Genomic DNA, 17665 nt, shown 5'->3' with positions numbered 1-17665 from the left:
TGGCCCTTAACTAATGACGAGAAGATTAAAGGTATCTCATGGCTGAATGGAGCGGCGAATATATCAGCCCATACGCTGAGCACGGTAAGAAGAGTGAGCAAGTCAAAAAGATTACGGTTTCCATTCCTCTGAAGGTGTTAAAAATCCTCACCGATGAACGCACGCGTCGTCAGGTGAACAACCTGCGTCACGCCACCAACAGCGAACTGCTGTGTGAAGCGTTTCTGCATGCCTTTACCGGGCAACCATTGCCGAACGATGAAGACTTGCGTAAAGAGCGCAGTGATGAAATACCGGAAGAGGCCAAAATCATCATGCGTGAACTGGGGATCGACCCGGATACGTGGGAGTATTGATTTTTTTGCCGGATAGCGGCGGAAGGATTCAGTACCGCAGGTACTGATAAGCGTCAACGCCATCAGGCAAAGACAAAAAAAGCGCCTTTCGGCGCTTTTTTCTTTGACAGCAATAACTTATTTGCTGCCCGGGATGCTGAAACGCTTGTTGAAGCGGTCAACACGGCCACCGGTAGCAACATCACGCTGTTTGCCAGTGTAGAACGGGTGGCATTTACCGCACACGTCCAGGTTCAGGTCGTGACCTGCAGTAGAGCGGATTTTGATGACATTACCGCAAGAGCAGTTTGCAGTAATTTCTTCGTATTTCGGGTGAATATCTTTTTTCATGGGGAAACCTCGGTTTAAGGCCGCGTCGCTCTTCCAGCCCTAACGCCAGACACCACGCGATGTTGATAGTATAGGTCGATGATACAAATGTGTATCAAAGGCGGCGAATCATACAGAATTTGACCAGCGTATGCAAACTGATCCGCGCTCCCTCATCACAATGTGTATACTAACCCGCCAGAATTCAAGTCAGCCAGGATGATTACATGCCCGTCGCGCACGTTGCCTTGCCCGTTCCGCTACCCCGCACCTTTGACTATCTCTTGCCAGAAGGCATGACCGTCAAAGCCGGGTGTCGGGTGCGCGTGCCGTTTGGCAAACAGCAGGAACGTGTCGGGATTGTGGTGTCGGTCAGCGAACAAAGCGAACTGCCGCTTAACGAACTGAAAGCGGTCGTTGAGGTACTGGACAGCGAGCCGGTCTTTTCGCCCTCCGTCTGGCGTTTGCTGCTTTGGGCGGCGGATTACTACCATCATCCAATGGGTGACGTTCTGTTTCACGCTCTGCCGATTTTGCTGCGCCAGGGGAAACCCGCCAGCAACACGCCGATGTGGTACTGGTTCGCCACCGAAGACGGCCACGCTATCGATCTCAATAGCCTGAAGCGCTCGCCTAAACAGCAACAGGCGCTGGCCGCGCTGCGGCAGGGGAAAATCTGGCGCGACCAGGTGGCGGATCTTGAATTTAATGACGCGGCGCTCCAGGCGCTACGTAAAAAAGGACTGTGCGAGCTGGCGAGCGAAACGCCCGGCTTTAGCGACTGGCGCACCCATTACGCCGTCTGTGGCGATCGGCTGCGTCTCAATACCGAACAGGCCACCGCCGTTGGCGCCATCCACAGCGCGTCGGACAGCTTTTCTGCCTGGCTGCTGGCGGGCGTTACGGGTTCCGGTAAAACAGAGGTCTATCTCAGCGTACTGGAAAACGTCCTCGCTCAGGGCAAACAGGCGCTGGTGATGGTGCCGGAAATTGGCCTGACGCCGCAAACCATCGCCCGCTTTCGCGAGCGCTTCAACGCCCCCGTCGAAGTTCTACACTCCGGGTTAAATGACAGCGAACGTCTCTCAGCCTGGCTGAAAGCCAAAAACGGCGAGGCGGCGATTGTCATCGGCACCCGCTCATCGTTGTTTACGCCGTTTAAAAACCTCGGCGTCATTGTGATCGACGAAGAGCATGACAGCTCCTATAAGCAGCAGGAAGGCTGGCGTTACCACGCTCGCGACCTGGCGGTATACCGCGCTCACAGCGAACAAATCCCGATTATTCTCGGCTCGGCAACACCGGCGCTGGAGACGTTATGCAACGTGCGACAAAAAAAGTACCGCATGCTGCGCCTGACGCGCCGGGCAGGCAACGCACGCCCTGCCCTCCAGCATGTGCTGGATTTAAAAGGCCAGAAGATCCAGGCCGGGCTGGCTCCCGCGCTTATCGCCCGTATGCGTCAGCACCTGCTGGCAGATAACCAGGTCATTCTCTTCCTTAACCGCCGGGGATTTGCTCCTGCGCTGTTATGCCACGACTGCGGCTGGATTGCCGAATGTCCGCGCTGCGATCACTATTACACGTTGCACCAGGCGCAACACCACCTGCGCTGCCACCATTGCGACAGCCAGCGCCCGATACCGCGTCAGTGCCCTTCCTGCGGCTCCACGCATATGGTGCCGGTCGGGTTAGGGACAGAACAGCTTGAGCAGGCGTTGACGCCCTTCTTTCCCGGCGTGCCGGTCTCACGCATCGACCGCGACACCACCAGCCGTAAAGGCGCGCTGGAGCAGCATCTGGCGGAAGTCCATCGCGGCGGCGCGCGCATTTTGATCGGCACGCAAATGCTGGCGAAAGGGCACCACTTCCCGGACGTCACCCTGGTGGCGCTGCTGGACGTTGACGGCGCGCTGTTCTCAGCGGATTTCCGTTCGGCGGAACGTTTTGCCCAGCTTTACACTCAGGTTTCCGGCCGCGCCGGACGCGCCGGAAAACAGGGCGAGGTGGTATTGCAGACCCACCATCCAGAGCACCCTTTGCTGCAAACCTTGCTGCACAAAGGCTATGACGCTTTTGCTGAACAGGCGCTGGCCGAGCGGCAAACGCTGCAACTTCCGCCGTGGACCAGCCATGTGATTGTACGGGCGGAAGATCATAACAACCAGCAGGCGCCGGTGTTCCTGCAACAGCTGCGTAATCTGATTCAGGCCAGCCCGCTTGCCGATGACAAGCTCTGGGTATTAGGCCCAGTGCCTGCGCTCGCGCCAAAACGCGGCGGCCGCTACCGTTGGCAAATTTTGTTGCAGCATCCGTCGCGAATTCGTCTGCAACATATCGTCAGCGGCACGCTGGCGCTCATCAATACGCTACCCGATTCCCGCAAGGTTAAATGGGTGCTGGATGTCGATCCCATTGAGGGATAACGGGTCACGATGCGAGGCGGATCGTAAAATTAAATATCCATCACACTTTTTATGAAAATTCTGTAACCGCTTCCATTAACTATCTGATAAAAATGTTTTCGATGTGAGTTAAACAAGGATAGTTCTGCGCCTGATTTCCCAGGCGAGGAGAGAGTGTGAAACCGAAGAAACAGGTTGCTGCCGCTACAATGAAAGATGTTGCTATGAAGGCGAAAGTCTCAACAGCAACCGTGTCCCGTGCGTTAATGAACCCGGATAAAGTCTCCCAGTCGACCCGTAACCGGGTTGAACAGGCGGCGATGGAGGTGGGATATTTACCGCAATCAATGGGGCGAAATAGCAAACGGAATGAATCACGCACCATCCTGGTGATCGTCCCGGATATTTGTGATCCCTTTTTCAGTGAAATCATCCGGGGCATTGAGGTTACCGCCGCAAGCCACGGATATCTGGTGTTGATTGGTGACTGCGCGCACCAGAATCAGCAAGAAAAGACCTTTATCAATTTGATCATCACCAAACAAATTGATGGCATGTTATTGCTCGGTTCACGCCTGCCGTTCGACGCCAGCATTGAAGAGCAACGAAATCTGCCGCCGATGGTGATGGCCAACGAATTCGCGCCGGAGCTGGAGCTGCCTACCGTTCATATTGATAACCTGACTGCGGCCTTTAACGCCGTGAATTATCTGCATGAACAGGGGCACCAGCGTATCGGATGCATTGCCGGGCCGGAGGAGATGCCGCTGTGCCACTACCGTCTGCAAGGCTATGTGCAGGCGCTGCGTCGCTGCGGCATTACCGTCGACCTGCATTATATCGCCCGGGGCGATTTCACCTACGAGGCGGGCGGTCACGCGCTGCAACAGCTGCTTGCGCTTCCGCAGCCTCCGACCGCCGTGTTCTGTCACAGCGACGTTATGGCGCTCGGCGCGCTCTCCTGGGCCAAGCGTCATGGTCTGAAAGTCCCTGACGATCTGTCCATCATTGGCTTTGATAACATTGCGCTGGCGGAATTTTGCGACCCGCCTCTGACGACGGTTTCACAGCCGCGCTTCGATATCGGGCGCGAAGCAATGCTGCTCTTGCTCGACCAGTTACAGGGGCAAAATGTCAGCAGCGGCTCGCGCTTGCTGGACTGCGAGTTAATTATTCGTGGTTCGACGCGAGCCTTAACTTAAACCTTTAAGACTCACCTATCTGGTCAAAAGCCCGCCGCTTAAGTAACATGGCGGGCTGACGAACGAATAAATACAGCGAAACGATAGTGGCACAACGAGATTATGTACGTCGCGGTCAACCGGCACCTTCGCGGCGCAAAAAGAGCACCTCACGGAAAAAGCAACGCAACACGCCTGCGGTTTCACCCGCAATGGTCGCTATTGCGGCGGCTGTCCTTGTGGCCTTTATCGGGGGTCTGTACTTCATTACTCATCACAAAAAAGAAGAGTCCGAAACGCTGCAAAGCCAGAAAGTGACCGGCAACGGGCTGCCGCCGAAGCCGGAAGAGCGCTGGCGCTACATTAAAGAGCTGGAAAGCCGCCAGCCGGGCGTGCGTGCGCCAACCGAGCCTTCTGCGGGCGGCGAAGTGATGAACCCGGAGCAGCTCACCAGCGAGCAGCGTCAGCTACTGGCGCAAATGCAGGCGGATATGCGCCAGCAGCCGACCCAGCTTAACGAAGTACCGTGGAACGAACAGACGCCTGAACAGCGTCAGCAGACATTGCAGCGCCAGCGTCAGGCACAGCAGCAGGTACAACAGCAGCAGTGGGCTAACACCCAGCCGGTTCAACAGCCGCGTACGCAGCCACGCGTGACGGAGCAACCGTACCAACAGCCACAGCAGCAACCGCGTACGGCGCAGACTGCGCCTGCACAGCAGCCACGCCAGACGCAGCAGCCGAAGCAGACGACATCCCAGCAGCCTTATCAGGACCTGTTGCAGACGCCTGCGCACACCACGACTTCTCAGCCTAAAACGCAGCAGGCCGCGCCGATCGCGCGTGAACCTGAAGCGCCAAAACAGACGGCAGAGAAAAAAGATGAACGTCGCTGGATGGTGCAATGCGGCTCCTTCAAAGGCGCCGAGCAAGCGGAAACCGTGCGCGCCCAGTTGGCTTTTGAAGGCTTTGACTCCAAAATCACCACCAACAACGGGTGGAATCGTGTGGTCATCGGCCCAGTCAAAGGCAAAGAGAATGCAGACAGCACCCTTAACCGCCTGAAGATGGCGGGCCACACAAACTGCATTCGACTCGCCTCCGGGGGTTGAAACCCCCAAAATCCCCCCCATTTATATTTGCATTATGCCCCGTACCGCGTGCGGGGCCTGTATTCTGCATTTGTAACCAAGGGGTCTGCTCGTGACAACAATAGTAAGCGTACGCCGTAACGGCCATGTGGTAATCGCCGGTGATGGTCAGGCCACACTGGGCAATACCGTAATGAAAGGCAACGTGAAGAAAGTTCGCCGTCTGTACAACGATAAAGTCATTGCGGGCTTTGCAGGGGGAACGGCAGACGCATTCACGCTGTTCGAACTGTTTGAGCGTAAACTGGAAATGCATCAGGGCCACCTGGTCAAAGCCGCCGTTGAACTGGCGAAAGACTGGCGTACCGACCGTATGCTACGCAAGCTCGAAGCGCTGCTGGCCGTCGCAGATGAAACCGCTTCACTGATCATCACGGGTAATGGCGATGTCATACAGCCGGAAAATGATCTGATTGCTATCGGCTCCGGTGGTCCCTACGCCCAGGCTGCGGCACGCGCACTGTTAGAAAATACCGAACTGGGCGCCCGCGAAATTGCTGAAAAGGCGTTGGATATTGCAGGCGATATCTGCATTTACACCAACCACTTCCACACCATTGAAGAATTACCGTCTAAAGCGTAAGGATCTCCCATGTCTGAAATGACCCCACGCGAAATCGTCAGCGAACTGAACAAGCACATCATTGGCCAGGACAACGCCAAGCGTTCCGTGGCGATTGCACTGCGTAACCGCTGGCGCCGCATGCAGCTCAACGAAGAGCTGCGCCATGAAGTGACGCCAAAAAATATTCTGATGATCGGCCCGACCGGCGTAGGTAAAACCGAAATCGCGCGTCGCCTGGCAAAACTGGCCAACGCGCCGTTCATCAAAGTTGAAGCGACAAAATTCACCGAAGTCGGTTATGTGGGTAAAGAAGTGGATTCCATTATCCGCGACCTGACCGACTCCGCGATCAAAATGGTGCGCGTTCAGTCTATTGAGAAAAACCGCTACCGCGCAGAAGAAATGGCGGAAGAGCGTATTCTCGACGCGCTGATCCCTCCGGCGAAAAATAACTGGGGTCAGGCTGAGCAACAGCAAGAGCCGTCCGCCGCGCGCCAGGCATTCCGCAAAAAACTGCGTGAAGGCCAGCTCGACGATAAAGAAATTGAGATCAATCTCGCAGCCGCACCGATGGGCGTTGAAATTATGGCGCCTCCGGGAATGGAAGAGATGACCAGCCAGTTGCAGTCCATGTTCCAGAACCTGGGCGGCCAGAAACAAAAACCGCGTAAGCTGAAAATCAAAGACGCGATGAAGCTGCTGATTGAAGAAGAAGCGGCCAAACTGGTAAACCCGGAAGAGCTGAAACAGGAAGCTATCGACGCCGTTGAACAGCACGGAATCGTGTTTATCGACGAAATCGACAAAATCTGTAAACGCGGCGAATCCTCTGGCCCGGACGTTTCCCGCGAAGGCGTACAGCGCGACCTGCTGCCGCTGGTAGAAGGCTGCACCGTCTCTACCAAGCACGGTATGGTGAAAACCGACCACATCCTGTTTATCGCCTCCGGCGCGTTCCAGGTGGCGAAACCGTCTGATCTGATCCCCGAGTTGCAGGGGCGTCTGCCGATTCGCGTTGAGCTGAAAGCGCTGACGACGGAAGATTTCGAACGCATTCTCACCGAGCCGAACGCGTCCGTTACCGTTCAGTACAAAGCGCTGATGGCGACTGAAGGCGTGGACATCGAGTTTACCGAATCCGGCATCAAACGCATTGCCGAAGCGGCATGGCAGGTAAACGAAACCACCGAAAACATCGGTGCGCGTCGTCTGCATACCGTTCTGGAACGTCTGATGGAAGATATCTCCTATGACGCCAGCGATCTGAATGGTCAGAGCATAACAATTGATGCGGAATATGTGAGCAAACATCTGGATGCGCTGGTCGCAGATGAAGATCTGAGTCGTTTTATCCTATAATCGCGTTCAATGCATTTTCATCACTGTTGATGGGGCTGAAAAGCCCCATTTTTATTGGCGCTAAATATGACTGAACAACAACAAATTAGCCGCTCCCAGGCCTGGCTGGAAAGTTTACGACCGAAAACGCTGCCGCTCGCGTTTGCGGCAATCATCGTCGGTACAGCGCTGGCATGGTGGCAAGGGTACTTCGATCCCCTGGTTGCGCTGCTGGCGTTAATCACCGCTGGGCTGCTGCAAATCTTATCGAACCTTGCCAACGATTATGGCGACGCCGTCAAAGGCAGTGATAAGCCTGACCGCATCGGGCCGCTGCGCGGGATGCAAAAAGGGGTGATCACCCGGCAGGAGATGAAGCGGGCGCTGATCATTACCGTGGCGCTGATTTGCCTCTCCGGTCTGGCGCTGGTGGCTGTCGCATGTCATACGCTGGCGGATTTTGTCGGATTCCTGGTGCTGGGCGGCCTGTCGATTATCGCCGCGATTACCTACACCGTCGGGAACCGTCCTTACGGCTATATTGGTCTGGGCGACATTTCCGTGCTGGTGTTCTTTGGCTGGCTCAGCGTAATGGGCAGCTGGTATCTACAGGCGCATACGCTCATTCCTGCGCTTATCTTACCTGCTACCGCCTGCGGACTGCTGGCGACCGCCGTGCTCAACATCAACAATCTGCGCGATATCAACAGCGATAAAGAAAACGGTAAAAACACGCTGGTGGTACGTTTAGGCGCGGTTAACGCACGTCGTTATCACGCCTGCCTGTTGATGGGTTCACTGGTCTGCCTGGCGCTGTTTAACCTGATTTCACTGCAAAGCCTGTGGGGATGGCTGTTCATCCTGGCCGCACCGTTACTGATTAAACAGGCGCGTTATGTGATGCGCGAAATGGAACCCGCTGCGATGCGTCCGATGCTGGAACGTACCGTTAAAGCCGCGCTGTTGACTAACCTGCTGTTTGTCGTCGGGATTTTCTTAAGCCAGTGGGCGGTTTAACTGACAAATATCAATGAACAATTGATGATTTTGCAAACAGTACGCATAGCGCGATATACTAAAAATTCTCGCAGCAACTGAACGTTAAGCCTATGAAATACGATACTTCCGAGCTTTGTGACATCTACCAGGAAGATGTCAACGTCGTGGAACCACTGTTCTCTAACTTTGGAGGGCGGTCGTCGTTTGGCGGACAAATCATCACGGTAAAATGTTTCGAGGACAACGGGTTGCTCTACGATCTGCTCGAACAGAATGGCCGTGGTCGCATTCTGCTGGTCGATGGCGGTGGTTCTGTCCGTCGCGCGCTGGTCGACGCCGAACTGGCGCGTCTGGCTACGCAAAATGAATGGGAAGGGCTGGTCATCTACGGCGCGGTGCGTCAGGTAGACGACCTGGAAGAGCTGGATATCGGCATCCAGGCGCTTGCCGCGATTCCGGTAGGTGCCGCAGGTGAAGGAATCGGGGAAAGCGACGTCCGCGTCAATTTTGGCGGCGTGACCTTCTTCTCCGGCGATCATCTCTACGCCGACAATACCGGGATAATCCTCTCCGAAGACCCGCTTGATATCGAGTGATCAAAAAAGGCACCGTAAGGTGCCTTTTTTATTGCGTTGCCGCTCATAAACGATGCCGACTGTAGGCCTGATAAGCGTAGCGCCATCAGGCGATATTGCAGTGCCGGATGGCGGCTTACGCCTTATCCGGCCTACAACGCTGAGCACAGCCAACACCGCTACGGCTCAGACTTCTTCCATACGACCCAGCAGCGCCTGCAAACGATCCTGCCACCCGCTCTGCTGTTCTTTCAGATGGTTGTTCTCACGCTCCAGCTCTTCACGCTGATGCTGAGCAGACTGTACATCCTGCGCCAGGCTGTTGTTTTTTTCTTTCAGCTCTTCGATTTCCATCTGCAAAAGCGTAATGGTATCAATCGCCTGCTGTACTTTTGCTTCCAGTTTCTCAAACACTTCTAATGACATGGCCATACCTCTCCTGAATTGCAAGGCGACGCTTCACGTAAACGCGCACAATATATAGTGCCGATTGTATGAAGCCGCGCCATCCCTGTCCAGCGACATACCGCGTAGATTGCGGTTTGCAACACTTTTCATCCTTGTCCTGGTGACATAACTCACATAACTCTAAAGTGTTAACATATTGGTTAATGAAATAATTCAGCTCACACTCCTGGTTTGTCGTAAAACGCGCTTCATGGCGCGATAACGCTCATTTTATTGACGCAGTACACACATTTTGATTTCGATATTTCTCGTTTTTGCTCGTTAACGATAAATTAACAGTATGCCTACAGGCATCGAAGGCGTCAGTGACCTCTTCGCAAACAATAAACATTAAACTCTCTTCAGGATCCGATTATGAGTCAAACATCAACCTTAAAAGGCCAGTGCATTGCTGAATTTCTCGGTACTGGGTTGTTGATTTTCTTCGGTGTGGGTTGTGTCGCTGCTCTTAAAGTAGCAGGTGCTACTTTCGGTCAGTGGGAAATCAGTATCATCTGGGGTCTGGGGGTGGCGATGGCTATCTACCTGACAGCAGGTGTCTCCGGCGCACATTTAAATCCAGCCGTAACAATCGCACTGTGGCTGTTTGCCTGTTTCGACAAACGCAAAGTTGTTCCTTTTATCATTTCTCAAGTTGCCGGCGCGTTTTGCGCAGCGGCATTAGTTTACGGGCTTTACTACAATCTTTTCGCTGATTTTGAACAAACGCACCACATCGTCCGTGGCAGTATCGAAAGTGTTGATCTGGCTGGCACTTTCTCAACATATCCAAATCCACATATCAATTTTGTGCAAGCCTTCGCGGTTGAGATGGTAATTACCGCTATTCTGATGGGGCTTATTCTGGCGCTGACCGATGATGGTAACGGCGTGCCGCGCGGCCCACTGGCTCCTCTGCTCATTGGTTTACTGATCGCAGTAATTGGCGCCTCTATGGGGCCGCTGACCGGGTTTGCGATGAACCCGGCGCGTGACTTCGGCCCGAAACTGTTCGCCTGGCTCGCTGGCTGGGGGAACGTTGCCTTGACTGGCGGTAAGGATATTCCTTACTTCCTGGTGCCGATGTTCGGCCCGATTGCGGGCGCCATTCTGGGCGCATTCGCCTATCGTAAACTGATTGGCCGCCATTTGCCGTGTGATACTTGCGTGGTTGAAGAGAAGGACACCACCACTACCGCACAACAAAAAGCTTCGCTGTAATGTGACTACGGGACAAAAAAATTATGACTGAGAAAAAATATATCGTTGCGCTCGACCAGGGCACCACCAGCTCCCGCGCCGTCGTGATGGATCACGATGCGAATATCGTTAGCGTGTCGCAACGTGAATTTGAGCAAATCTACCCGAAAGCAGGCTGGGTAGAACACGACCCAATGGAAATCTGGGCCACCCAAAGCTCAACGCTGGTTGAAGTGCTGGCGAAAGCAGACATCAGTTCCGATCAGATCGCAGCAATCGGTATTACTAACCAGCGTGAAACCACCATCGTCTGGGAACGTGAAACCGGCAAACCGATTTATAACGCAATTGTCTGGCAGTGCCGCCGTACCGCCGAAATCTGCGAACGCCTGAAGCGTGACGGCATGGAAGATTACATCCGCAACAACACCGGTCTGGTGATTGACCCGTACTTCTCCGGCACCAAAGTGAAGTGGATTCTCGATCACGTAGAAGGCTCCCGTGAGCGCGCACGTCGCGGTGAACTGCTGTTCGGTACGGTGGATACCTGGCTTATCTGGAAAATGACGCAGGGACGCGTACACGTCACGGATTACACCAACGCTTCACGTACCATGCTGTTCAACATCCATACCCTGGACTGGGATGACAAAATGCTGGATGCGCTGGATATCCCGCGCGCCATGCTGCCGGAAGTGCGTCGTTCTTCAGAAGTGTACGGCCAGACGAACATCGGGGGTAAAGGCGGCACGCGTATTCCAATCGCCGGGATCGCCGGTGACCAGCAGGCGGCGCTGTTCGGCCAGCTGTGCGTCAAAGAGGGGATGGCGAAAAACACTTACGGCACCGGCTGCTTTATGCTGATGAACACCGGCGAGAAAGCGGTTAAGTCCGAAAACGGACTTTTGACCACCATCGCCTGTGGCCCGACCGGCGAAGTGAACTACGCGCTGGAAGGGGCGGTGTTTATGGCTGGCGCATCCATTCAGTGGCTGCGTGATGAGATGAAACTCATCAGCGACGCATTCGACTCTGAATATTTCGCCACCAAAGTGAAAGACACCAACGGCGTATACGTTGTACCGGCCTTTACCGGTCTGGGCGCGCCGTACTGGGACCCGTATGCGCGCGGCGCCATCTTCGGTCTGACCCGTGGCGTAAACTCCAACCACATCATCCGTGCAACGCTGGAATCGATCGCTTACCAGACGCGTGACGTGCTGGAAGCGATGCAGGCGGACTCCGGTATTCGCCTGCACGCCCTGCGCGTTGACGGCGGCGCGGTTGCCAACAACTTCCTGATGCAGTTCCAGTCAGACATTCTTGGTACGCGCGTTGAGCGCCCGGAAGTGCGCGAAGTGACGGCGCTGGGTGCGGCGTATCTGGCAGGTCTGGCGGTGGGTTACTGGCAGAACCTGGATGAGTTGCAGGAAAAAGCGGTCATCGAGCGTGAATTCCGTCCTGGCATCGAAACCACCGAGCGTAACTTCCGTTACAGCGGCTGGAAAAAAGCGGTCAAACGCGCCCTGGCGTGGGAAGATCACGAAGAGTAATACTGACCTGCCGGATGGCGGCTTCGCTTATCCGGCCTACAGGCTACATGCTTGTGTAGGCCGGGTAAGGCAACGCCGCCACCCGGCAAGTTATCTGTGCGGAAGTAACCCCCGAGCATATCAATTATTCCCACCCTCCCCTGTGCTACACTTCGCGCCATTCCTTTCTGCTACGAGTTTGCTATGAGACGAGAACTTGCCATCGAATTTTCCCGCGTAACGGAAGCGGCGGCGCTGGCTGGCTATAAATGGCTGGGACGCGGCGACAAAAATACCGCTGACGGCGCGGCGGTAAACGCCATGCGTATTATGCTCAACCAGGTCAATATTGACGGCACCATTGTCATCGGCGAAGGCGAGATTGATGAAGCGCCCATGCTGTTTATCGGTGAGAAAGTCGGCACCGGCCGTGGCGATGCGGTAGATATCGCCGTCGACCCTATCGAAGGCACCCGTATGACGGCGATGGGCCAGGCGAACGCGCTGGCGGTTCTGGCAGTCGGCGACAAAGGCTGTTTCCTCAACGCGCCGGATATGTACATGGAAAAACTGATCGTCGGGCCGGGCGCTAAAGGATCTATCGACCTGAATCTGCCGCTGGCGGACAACCTGCGTAACATCGCAGCCGCCCTCAGCAAACCGCTCAGCGAACTGACGGTTACGATTCTGGCCAAACCGCGTCATGACGCGGTGATTGCAGAGATGCAGCAGCTTGGCGTGCGCGTATTCGCTATTCCTGATGGCGACGTGGCGGCCTCTATTCTGACCTGTATGCCAGACAGTGAAGTGGATGTGCTGTACGGCATTGGCGGCGCGCCGGAAGGCGTTGTCTCCGCAGCGGTAATCCGTGCGCTGGATGGCGACATGCAGGGCCGTCTGCTGGCGCGTCACGACGTCAAAGGCGACAGCGAAGAGAACCGCCGCATTGGCGAGCAGGAGCTGGCACGCTGTAAAGCTATGGGCATTGACGCCGGTAAAGCGCTGCGTCTGGACGAAATGGCGCGCAGCGATAACGTCATCTTCTCCGCCACCGGGATCACCAAAGGCGATCTGCTGGAGGGGATTAGCCGCAAAGGCAATATCGCTACCACCGAAACGCTGCTGATTCGCGGCAAATCGCGCACTATCCGCCGTATTCAGTCCATCCACTATCTGGATCGCAAAGACCCGGATGTGCAGGCGCATATCCTGTAACTGATTTGTTCGATTGAGCCTTCCGGCCCTTCGGGGCTGGAAATCTTTCGTTCAACGAACGAAGATAAGGGTATTGCAGCAGACAGGAGAAGATCATGGCAGATTGGGTAACAGGAAAAGTCACGAAGGTACAGTACTGGACCGACGCCCTGTTTAGTCTGACCGTTCACGCCCCCGTTCATCCCTTCACCGCAGGCCAGTTTACCAAGCTCGGACTGGAGATCGATGGCGAACGCGTACAACGCGCCTATTCCTATGTGAATGCGCCCGATAATCCCGATTTAGAGTTTTACCTGGTGACGGTTCCCGAAGGCAAACTCAGCCCACGTCTGGCGGCGCTTAAACCTGGCGATGAAGTACAGGTGGTGAGTGAAGCGGCGGGGTTCTTTGTTCTGGATGAAGTGCCTGACTGCGACACCCTGTGGATGCTGGCGACCGGAACGGCCATTGGCCCTTATTTGTCGATTCTGCAACTCGGTAAAGACCTGGAGCGCTTTAACAACCTGGTACTGGTGCATGCCGCGCGTTACGCCGCTGATTTAAGTTACCTGCCGTTAATGCTGGAATTGCAAAAGCGCTACGAAGGCAAGCTGCGCATTCAAACTGTCGTCAGTCGGGAAACCATCGCAGGCTCGCTTACCGGGCGCGTCCCCGCGCTGATTGAAAGCGGCGCGCTGGAAGCGGCGGTCGGTTTACCGATGGACACCGAGACCAGCCATGTGATGCTGTGTGGAAATCCACAGATGGTGCGCGATACGCAACAGCTGCTGAAGGAGACCCGGCACATGACCAAACACCTGCGTCGTCGTCCTGGGCACATGACCGCTGAGCACTACTGGTAAGCACGGTCGCAGGCCCGGTAAGCGCCAGCGCCACCGGGCGCTCTGCCGGATAGCGGCATAAATGCCTTATCCGGCCTACGGTTTATCGCCTGCCTGAGGCTCTGCTTTAAACTTCACATCCTGCGTTTCTTTGCCGAACTTATTCTCGCCCTGAGTGCCGACAAACGCCCCCAGATCGATAAACATCATGACCAGAATGAGCGTCGGGACAAAGCGCCCCACGACCCACTGCCACATTCCCGGCAACATCATCCAATTTCCGGCCAGCAGCATCCACGCCAGAATCATCAATAACGCCCACAGACCGGAGCGCCCCCGGTCATGCAGACGCTTAACCGTGACCGCCGCCGTGGGCCAGAGCAGACACACCAGACAAAATGCCGCCGTCTGGATATCGAGTAAATTCTTGCTCGCCAGCGAAAACAGCACCAGCATGCCGACAAACCAGAGACCGAGCCAGATCCAGAAATCACGGCGTCCAATACGCCCTTTAAATGAGAATAACCACTGCTGTATGGTCATGTAAGTTCCTTTATTATTGCCTTCGCTGTCAGTTTACCCTTTTGACAAGCCCGACAGTTATCGTTTTAATCGTGAGCAGTCCTAACGAAAGGTAAGATTGATGAAGCCAGGGTGTACACTGTTTTTATTATTGTTTTCCGCCATAACTGCGAGCACAACGGTGCTGGCGGAGGCATCGCCGTCTGCGACGACCGCGCCCTACCTGCTGGCTGGCGCGCCGACGTTTGATCTCTCCATCAGCCAGTTTCGCGAAAACTTTAATCAGCAAAATCCCCGGCTTCCACTGAACGAATTTCGTGCTATCGACAGCAGCCGCGACAGGGCGAACCTGACCCGCGCCGCCAGCAAGATCAATGAAAATCTGTACGCCTCAACGGCGCTGGAGCGCGGTACGTTAAAAATCAAAAGTATGCAGATTACCTGGCTTCCCATTCAGGGGCCCGAGCAAAAAACCGCCAAAGCCAAAGCGCAGGAATACATGGCGGCGGTGATCCGCACCGTCGCCCCGCTTCTGACAAAAGAGCAAAGCCAGCAAAAACTGCAAAAATTACTCACAGCGGGCAAGAATAAGCACTACTACGCCGAAACGGAAGGCGCGATTCGCTATGTTGTCGCAGACAACGGGGAAAAAGGGCTGACCTTCGCTGTTGAACCGATTAAGCTAGCGCTATCGGAGAATCTGGAAGGGCTGAATTAAGTGACAAAAAGCAAAGCCTTTCGAGGGAGGGATCTCTATACTGTTTCACAGACCATGCCGTCCCTGAAGGGCGGCCATCTTCCTTAATTCGCTGACAAAGCGTGGAGAAATGAAATGCGACATCCTTTAGTGATGGGTAACTGGAAACTGAACGGCAGCCGCCACATGGTAAACGAGCTGGTGGCTAACCTGCGTAAAGAACTGGCTGGCGTTGCTGGCTGTGCAGTTGCGATTGCACCGCCGGAAATGTATATCGACATGGCGAAACACGCCGCTGCCGGTAGCCACATCATTCTGGGCGCGCAGAACGTTGACCTGAACCTGTCTGGCGCATTCACCGGTGAAACTTCTGCTGAAATGCTGAAGGATATCGGCGCGCAGTACATCATCATCGGCCACTCTGAGCGTCGTACTTACCACAAAGAGTCTGACGAGCTGATCGCAAAGAAATTCGCTGTGCTGAAAGAGCAGGGTCTGACTCCGGTTCTGTGCATCGGTGAAACCGAAGCAGAAAACGAAGCCGGCAAAACTGAAGAAGTCTGTGCTCGTCAGATCGACGCGGTACTGAAAACTCAGGGCGCTGCGGCATTTGAAGGCGTGGTTATCGCTTACGAACCTGTATGGGCGATCGGTACTGGCAAATCCGCCACTCCGGCGCAGGCGCAGGCTGTTCACAAATTCATCCGTGACCACATCGCCAAAGCTGACGCGAAAATCGCTGAGCAAGTGATCATCCAGTACGGCGGTTCCGTAAACGCAGCTAACGCGGCAGAACTGTTCGCTCAGCCGGACATCGACGGCGCGCTGGTTGGCGGTGCTTCCCTGAAAGCTGACGCGTTCGCGGTGATCGTTAAAGCAGCGGAAGCGGCTAAACAAGCTTAATGCTGTTGTGGCGGGTGGCGCGTGCGCTTACCCGCCCTACAAAATCACAGGCCCGGTAAGCGTTAACGCCACCGGGCTTTTTTTTACAAACGCCCCAGTAAACTAAACCACACGTAATCCAGCGGCAACAGCACCAGATACGTTGCCAGCGCCAGTGCCAGACACAGCGTCATGCCTGGTTTTGCCGGGACTTTCCCTAATGCCATCGCCACCACAATCGGCGATGCCTGATACGGCAGCAGCGGCGTGGAGTATCCCAATACCTGAATCATGATCACCGACAGCAGTGGAAAACCGGTTGCGTCGGAAAAACTCTGCGCCAGCGTGGTATACAGCGCCGGAACGCCGTTCGCCGTCATAATAAAATTCAGCGCGGTGGTAATGCCGGTCAGCGCCAGGAAACTGGTGAAGGGCTTTTCCGGGTCCAGCGGCATGACATGCAGCAGCGCCTCGCCCACCGCATTGCCAATGCCGGTTTGCGTCACGGTGATCGCCAGCCCCAGAATGCCTGCCACATAAATACAGGTGCGGATATTCACGCCGCTGGAAAACTCTTCCCCGTTGATAAACCCCACGCGCGGCAACAGCGTGATCACCGCCGCCGCCAGCCCGGTCCACGCCGGGCCAATACCATGCCAGCTTTCGCTGACCCACATCGCCAGCACCACCGCCAGCATCCACGCCAGCCGTTTCTCCGCACGGCTCATCGGCGCAGGCGGCGTCAGGTCGCGAGGCGCATGCGGTTTACCGGGAAACAGCCAACAAATCAGGACGATTAACAGCGCGCCTTTCAACCAGCCCAGAACAGGCGTATGCAGCAGAAGATACGGCAGATAGTTCAGGTGGATGCCATACGAGCCTTCCGCCGCCCCGCTCATCACCAGGTTAGGTACGTTAGCAGGCAGGATGGTCGCGGAGAGCTGGAAGGTTCCAAAGCCCACCGCAAGCGCCAGTCCGTACCAGGCGCGCGTGCCATCGGCAATCCCGGCACGTTTCGCCATCGCCGCGACAATGGGCATCAGCAGCGCGATACGCCCCATATTGGACGGCATCACAAACGCCAGCGCATAGCTGAGCAGCACCACGCTCGCCACCATCAGCGGCCATGAGTCGGTCAGTCTGGCGGATAAGGCGCGCGCCGCCCTGTCTGCCAGCCCTGTTTTGCGAATCGCCACCCCCAGCACAAAACCGCTAAAGACCAGCCAGAAAGCCGACGAGGCAAAACCGCCAAAAATGACGTCCGGTGGCGCGATCTTCGCCACCATCGCCACGGTAAAGAACAGCAGCGCGGTAATAAACTCCGGCAACAGCGAGGTTGCCCAGAGCAGAATGGTCACGCCGACCACCAGCGAAGGAATGAACAGAGGGTGTGTAAGCCAGAGCGACATGCCTGTCTCCTGTTGTTTTTTTCAACAAGAATACGGAGACAGGCAGGTGGAGTAAACGCCA

At 55.5% G+C, this 17665-nt stretch carries 18 protein-coding genes; 14 read left to right on the top strand and 4 right to left on the bottom strand.

Annotated features, from left to right (window positions below; translation table 11 throughout):
• The first annotated feature begins 38 nt into the window (after nt 1-38).
• Nucleotides 39-356, top strand: a complete 318-nt coding sequence (metJ, locus tag OGX80_RS00430) for a met regulon transcriptional regulator MetJ (RefSeq protein WP_012133855.1) — start codon at nt 39-41, stop codon at nt 354-356.
• Between the two features lie 117 nt (nt 357-473).
• Here metJ and rpmE read toward each other — a convergent pair whose 3' ends face one another.
• Nucleotides 474-686, bottom strand: coding sequence for a 50S ribosomal protein L31 (rpmE, locus tag OGX80_RS00425; protein WP_024130659.1), 213 nt, complete (start codon nt 684-686; stop codon nt 474-476).
• 206 nt (nt 687-892) lie between these two features.
• On the opposite strand from rpmE, the gene priA reads away from it, so the two are divergent.
• The 7 genes from priA to rraA all read left to right on the top strand — a co-directional run bounded on the left by priA (nt 893) and on the right by rraA (nt 8900).
• Nucleotides 893-3091 (top strand): primosomal protein N', encoded by a 2199-nt coding sequence (gene priA, locus OGX80_RS00420; RefSeq protein ID WP_115182252.1) that lies wholly within the window; start codon nt 893-895, stop codon nt 3089-3091.
• Nucleotides 3092-3246: 155 nt separating this feature from the next.
• Nucleotides 3247-4272: a DNA-binding transcriptional regulator CytR gene (gene cytR, locus OGX80_RS00415; protein WP_233644236.1), complete on the top strand. Its 1026-nt coding sequence runs from the start codon at nt 3247-3249 to the stop codon at nt 4270-4272.
• A gap of 86 nt (nt 4273-4358) precedes the next feature.
• A complete protein-coding gene (ftsN, locus tag OGX80_RS00410; RefSeq protein WP_024130660.1) occupies nt 4359-5363 on the top strand; it encodes a cell division protein FtsN in 1005 nt (334 codons plus the stop codon).
• A 91-nt stretch (nt 5364-5454) separates the two neighbouring features.
• Nucleotides 5455-5985: an ATP-dependent protease subunit HslV gene (gene hslV / locus OGX80_RS00405; protein WP_012133860.1), complete on the top strand. Its 531-nt coding sequence runs from the start codon at nt 5455-5457 to the stop codon at nt 5983-5985.
• A 9-nt stretch (nt 5986-5994) separates the two neighbouring features.
• On the top strand, nt 5995-7326 hold the full coding sequence (gene hslU / locus OGX80_RS00400) for an ATP-dependent protease ATPase subunit HslU (protein WP_012133861.1): 1332 nt from the start codon (nt 5995-5997) through the stop codon (nt 7324-7326).
• A 66-nt stretch (nt 7327-7392) separates the two neighbouring features.
• Nucleotides 7393-8322: a 1,4-dihydroxy-2-naphthoate polyprenyltransferase gene (menA, locus tag OGX80_RS00395; protein WP_047459819.1), complete on the top strand. Its 930-nt coding sequence runs from the start codon at nt 7393-7395 to the stop codon at nt 8320-8322.
• Between the two features lie 92 nt (nt 8323-8414).
• Nucleotides 8415-8900, top strand: coding sequence for a ribonuclease E activity regulator RraA (gene rraA / locus OGX80_RS00390; protein ID WP_012133864.1), 486 nt, complete (start codon nt 8415-8417; stop codon nt 8898-8900).
• Nucleotides 8901-9065: 165 nt separating this feature from the next.
• Here rraA and zapB read toward each other — a convergent pair whose 3' ends face one another.
• Nucleotides 9066-9311 (bottom strand): septal ring assembly protein ZapB, encoded by a 246-nt coding sequence (gene zapB, locus OGX80_RS00385; protein WP_012133867.1) that lies wholly within the window; start codon nt 9309-9311, stop codon nt 9066-9068.
• A 390-nt stretch (nt 9312-9701) separates the two neighbouring features.
• On the opposite strand from zapB, the gene OGX80_RS00380 reads away from it, so the two are divergent.
• The 4 genes from OGX80_RS00380 to fpr all read left to right on the top strand — a co-directional run bounded on the left by OGX80_RS00380 (nt 9702) and on the right by fpr (nt 14115).
• Nucleotides 9702-10547, top strand: coding sequence for an MIP/aquaporin family protein (locus OGX80_RS00380; protein ID WP_012133869.1), 846 nt, complete (start codon nt 9702-9704; stop codon nt 10545-10547).
• Between the two features lie 23 nt (nt 10548-10570).
• Nucleotides 10571-12079, top strand: coding sequence for a glycerol kinase GlpK (gene glpK, locus OGX80_RS00375; RefSeq protein ID WP_012133870.1), 1509 nt, complete (start codon nt 10571-10573; stop codon nt 12077-12079).
• A gap of 183 nt (nt 12080-12262) precedes the next feature.
• Nucleotides 12263-13273, top strand: a complete 1011-nt coding sequence (gene glpX, locus OGX80_RS00370; RefSeq protein WP_012133873.1) for a class II fructose-bisphosphatase — start codon at nt 12263-12265, stop codon at nt 13271-13273.
• A 95-nt stretch (nt 13274-13368) separates the two neighbouring features.
• Nucleotides 13369-14115 (top strand): ferredoxin--NADP(+) reductase, encoded by a 747-nt coding sequence (gene fpr / locus OGX80_RS00365; RefSeq protein ID WP_012133874.1) that lies wholly within the window; start codon nt 13369-13371, stop codon nt 14113-14115.
• A 75-nt stretch (nt 14116-14190) separates the two neighbouring features.
• Here the strand turns inward: fpr and OGX80_RS00360 are convergent, their stop codons facing one another.
• Nucleotides 14191-14637 (bottom strand): DUF805 domain-containing protein, encoded by a 447-nt coding sequence (locus tag OGX80_RS00360; RefSeq protein WP_047459829.1) that lies wholly within the window; start codon nt 14635-14637, stop codon nt 14191-14193.
• Nucleotides 14638-14737: 100 nt separating this feature from the next.
• Between OGX80_RS00360 and OGX80_RS00355 the strand changes: the two genes are divergently transcribed.
• Nucleotides 14738-15334 carry a YiiQ family protein gene (locus OGX80_RS00355; protein WP_115182253.1) on the top strand — a complete coding sequence of 199 codons (597 nt, stop codon included), beginning with the start codon at nt 14738-14740 and terminating at the stop codon, nt 15332-15334.
• A 114-nt stretch (nt 15335-15448) separates the two neighbouring features.
• On the top strand, nt 15449-16216 hold the full coding sequence (gene tpiA / locus OGX80_RS00350) for a triose-phosphate isomerase (RefSeq protein WP_024130662.1): 768 nt from the start codon (nt 15449-15451) through the stop codon (nt 16214-16216).
• Nucleotides 16217-16299: 83 nt separating this feature from the next.
• Here tpiA and OGX80_RS00345 read toward each other — a convergent pair whose 3' ends face one another.
• Nucleotides 16300-17604 carry an SLC13 family permease gene (locus OGX80_RS00345; RefSeq protein WP_012133878.1) on the bottom strand — a complete coding sequence of 435 codons (1305 nt, stop codon included), beginning with the start codon at nt 17602-17604 and terminating at the stop codon, nt 16300-16302.
• Nucleotides 17605-17665: the final 61 nt, after the last annotated feature.

Origin of the sequence: Citrobacter sp. CK194, from assembly GCF_030333395.1 — a bacterium.
Classification (GTDB): domain Bacteria; phylum Pseudomonadota; class Gammaproteobacteria; order Enterobacterales; family Enterobacteriaceae; genus Citrobacter_B; species Citrobacter_B koseri.
Note: the sequence above shows the minus strand (reverse complement) of the source record. Positions and strands in the feature narration are given on the sequence as shown.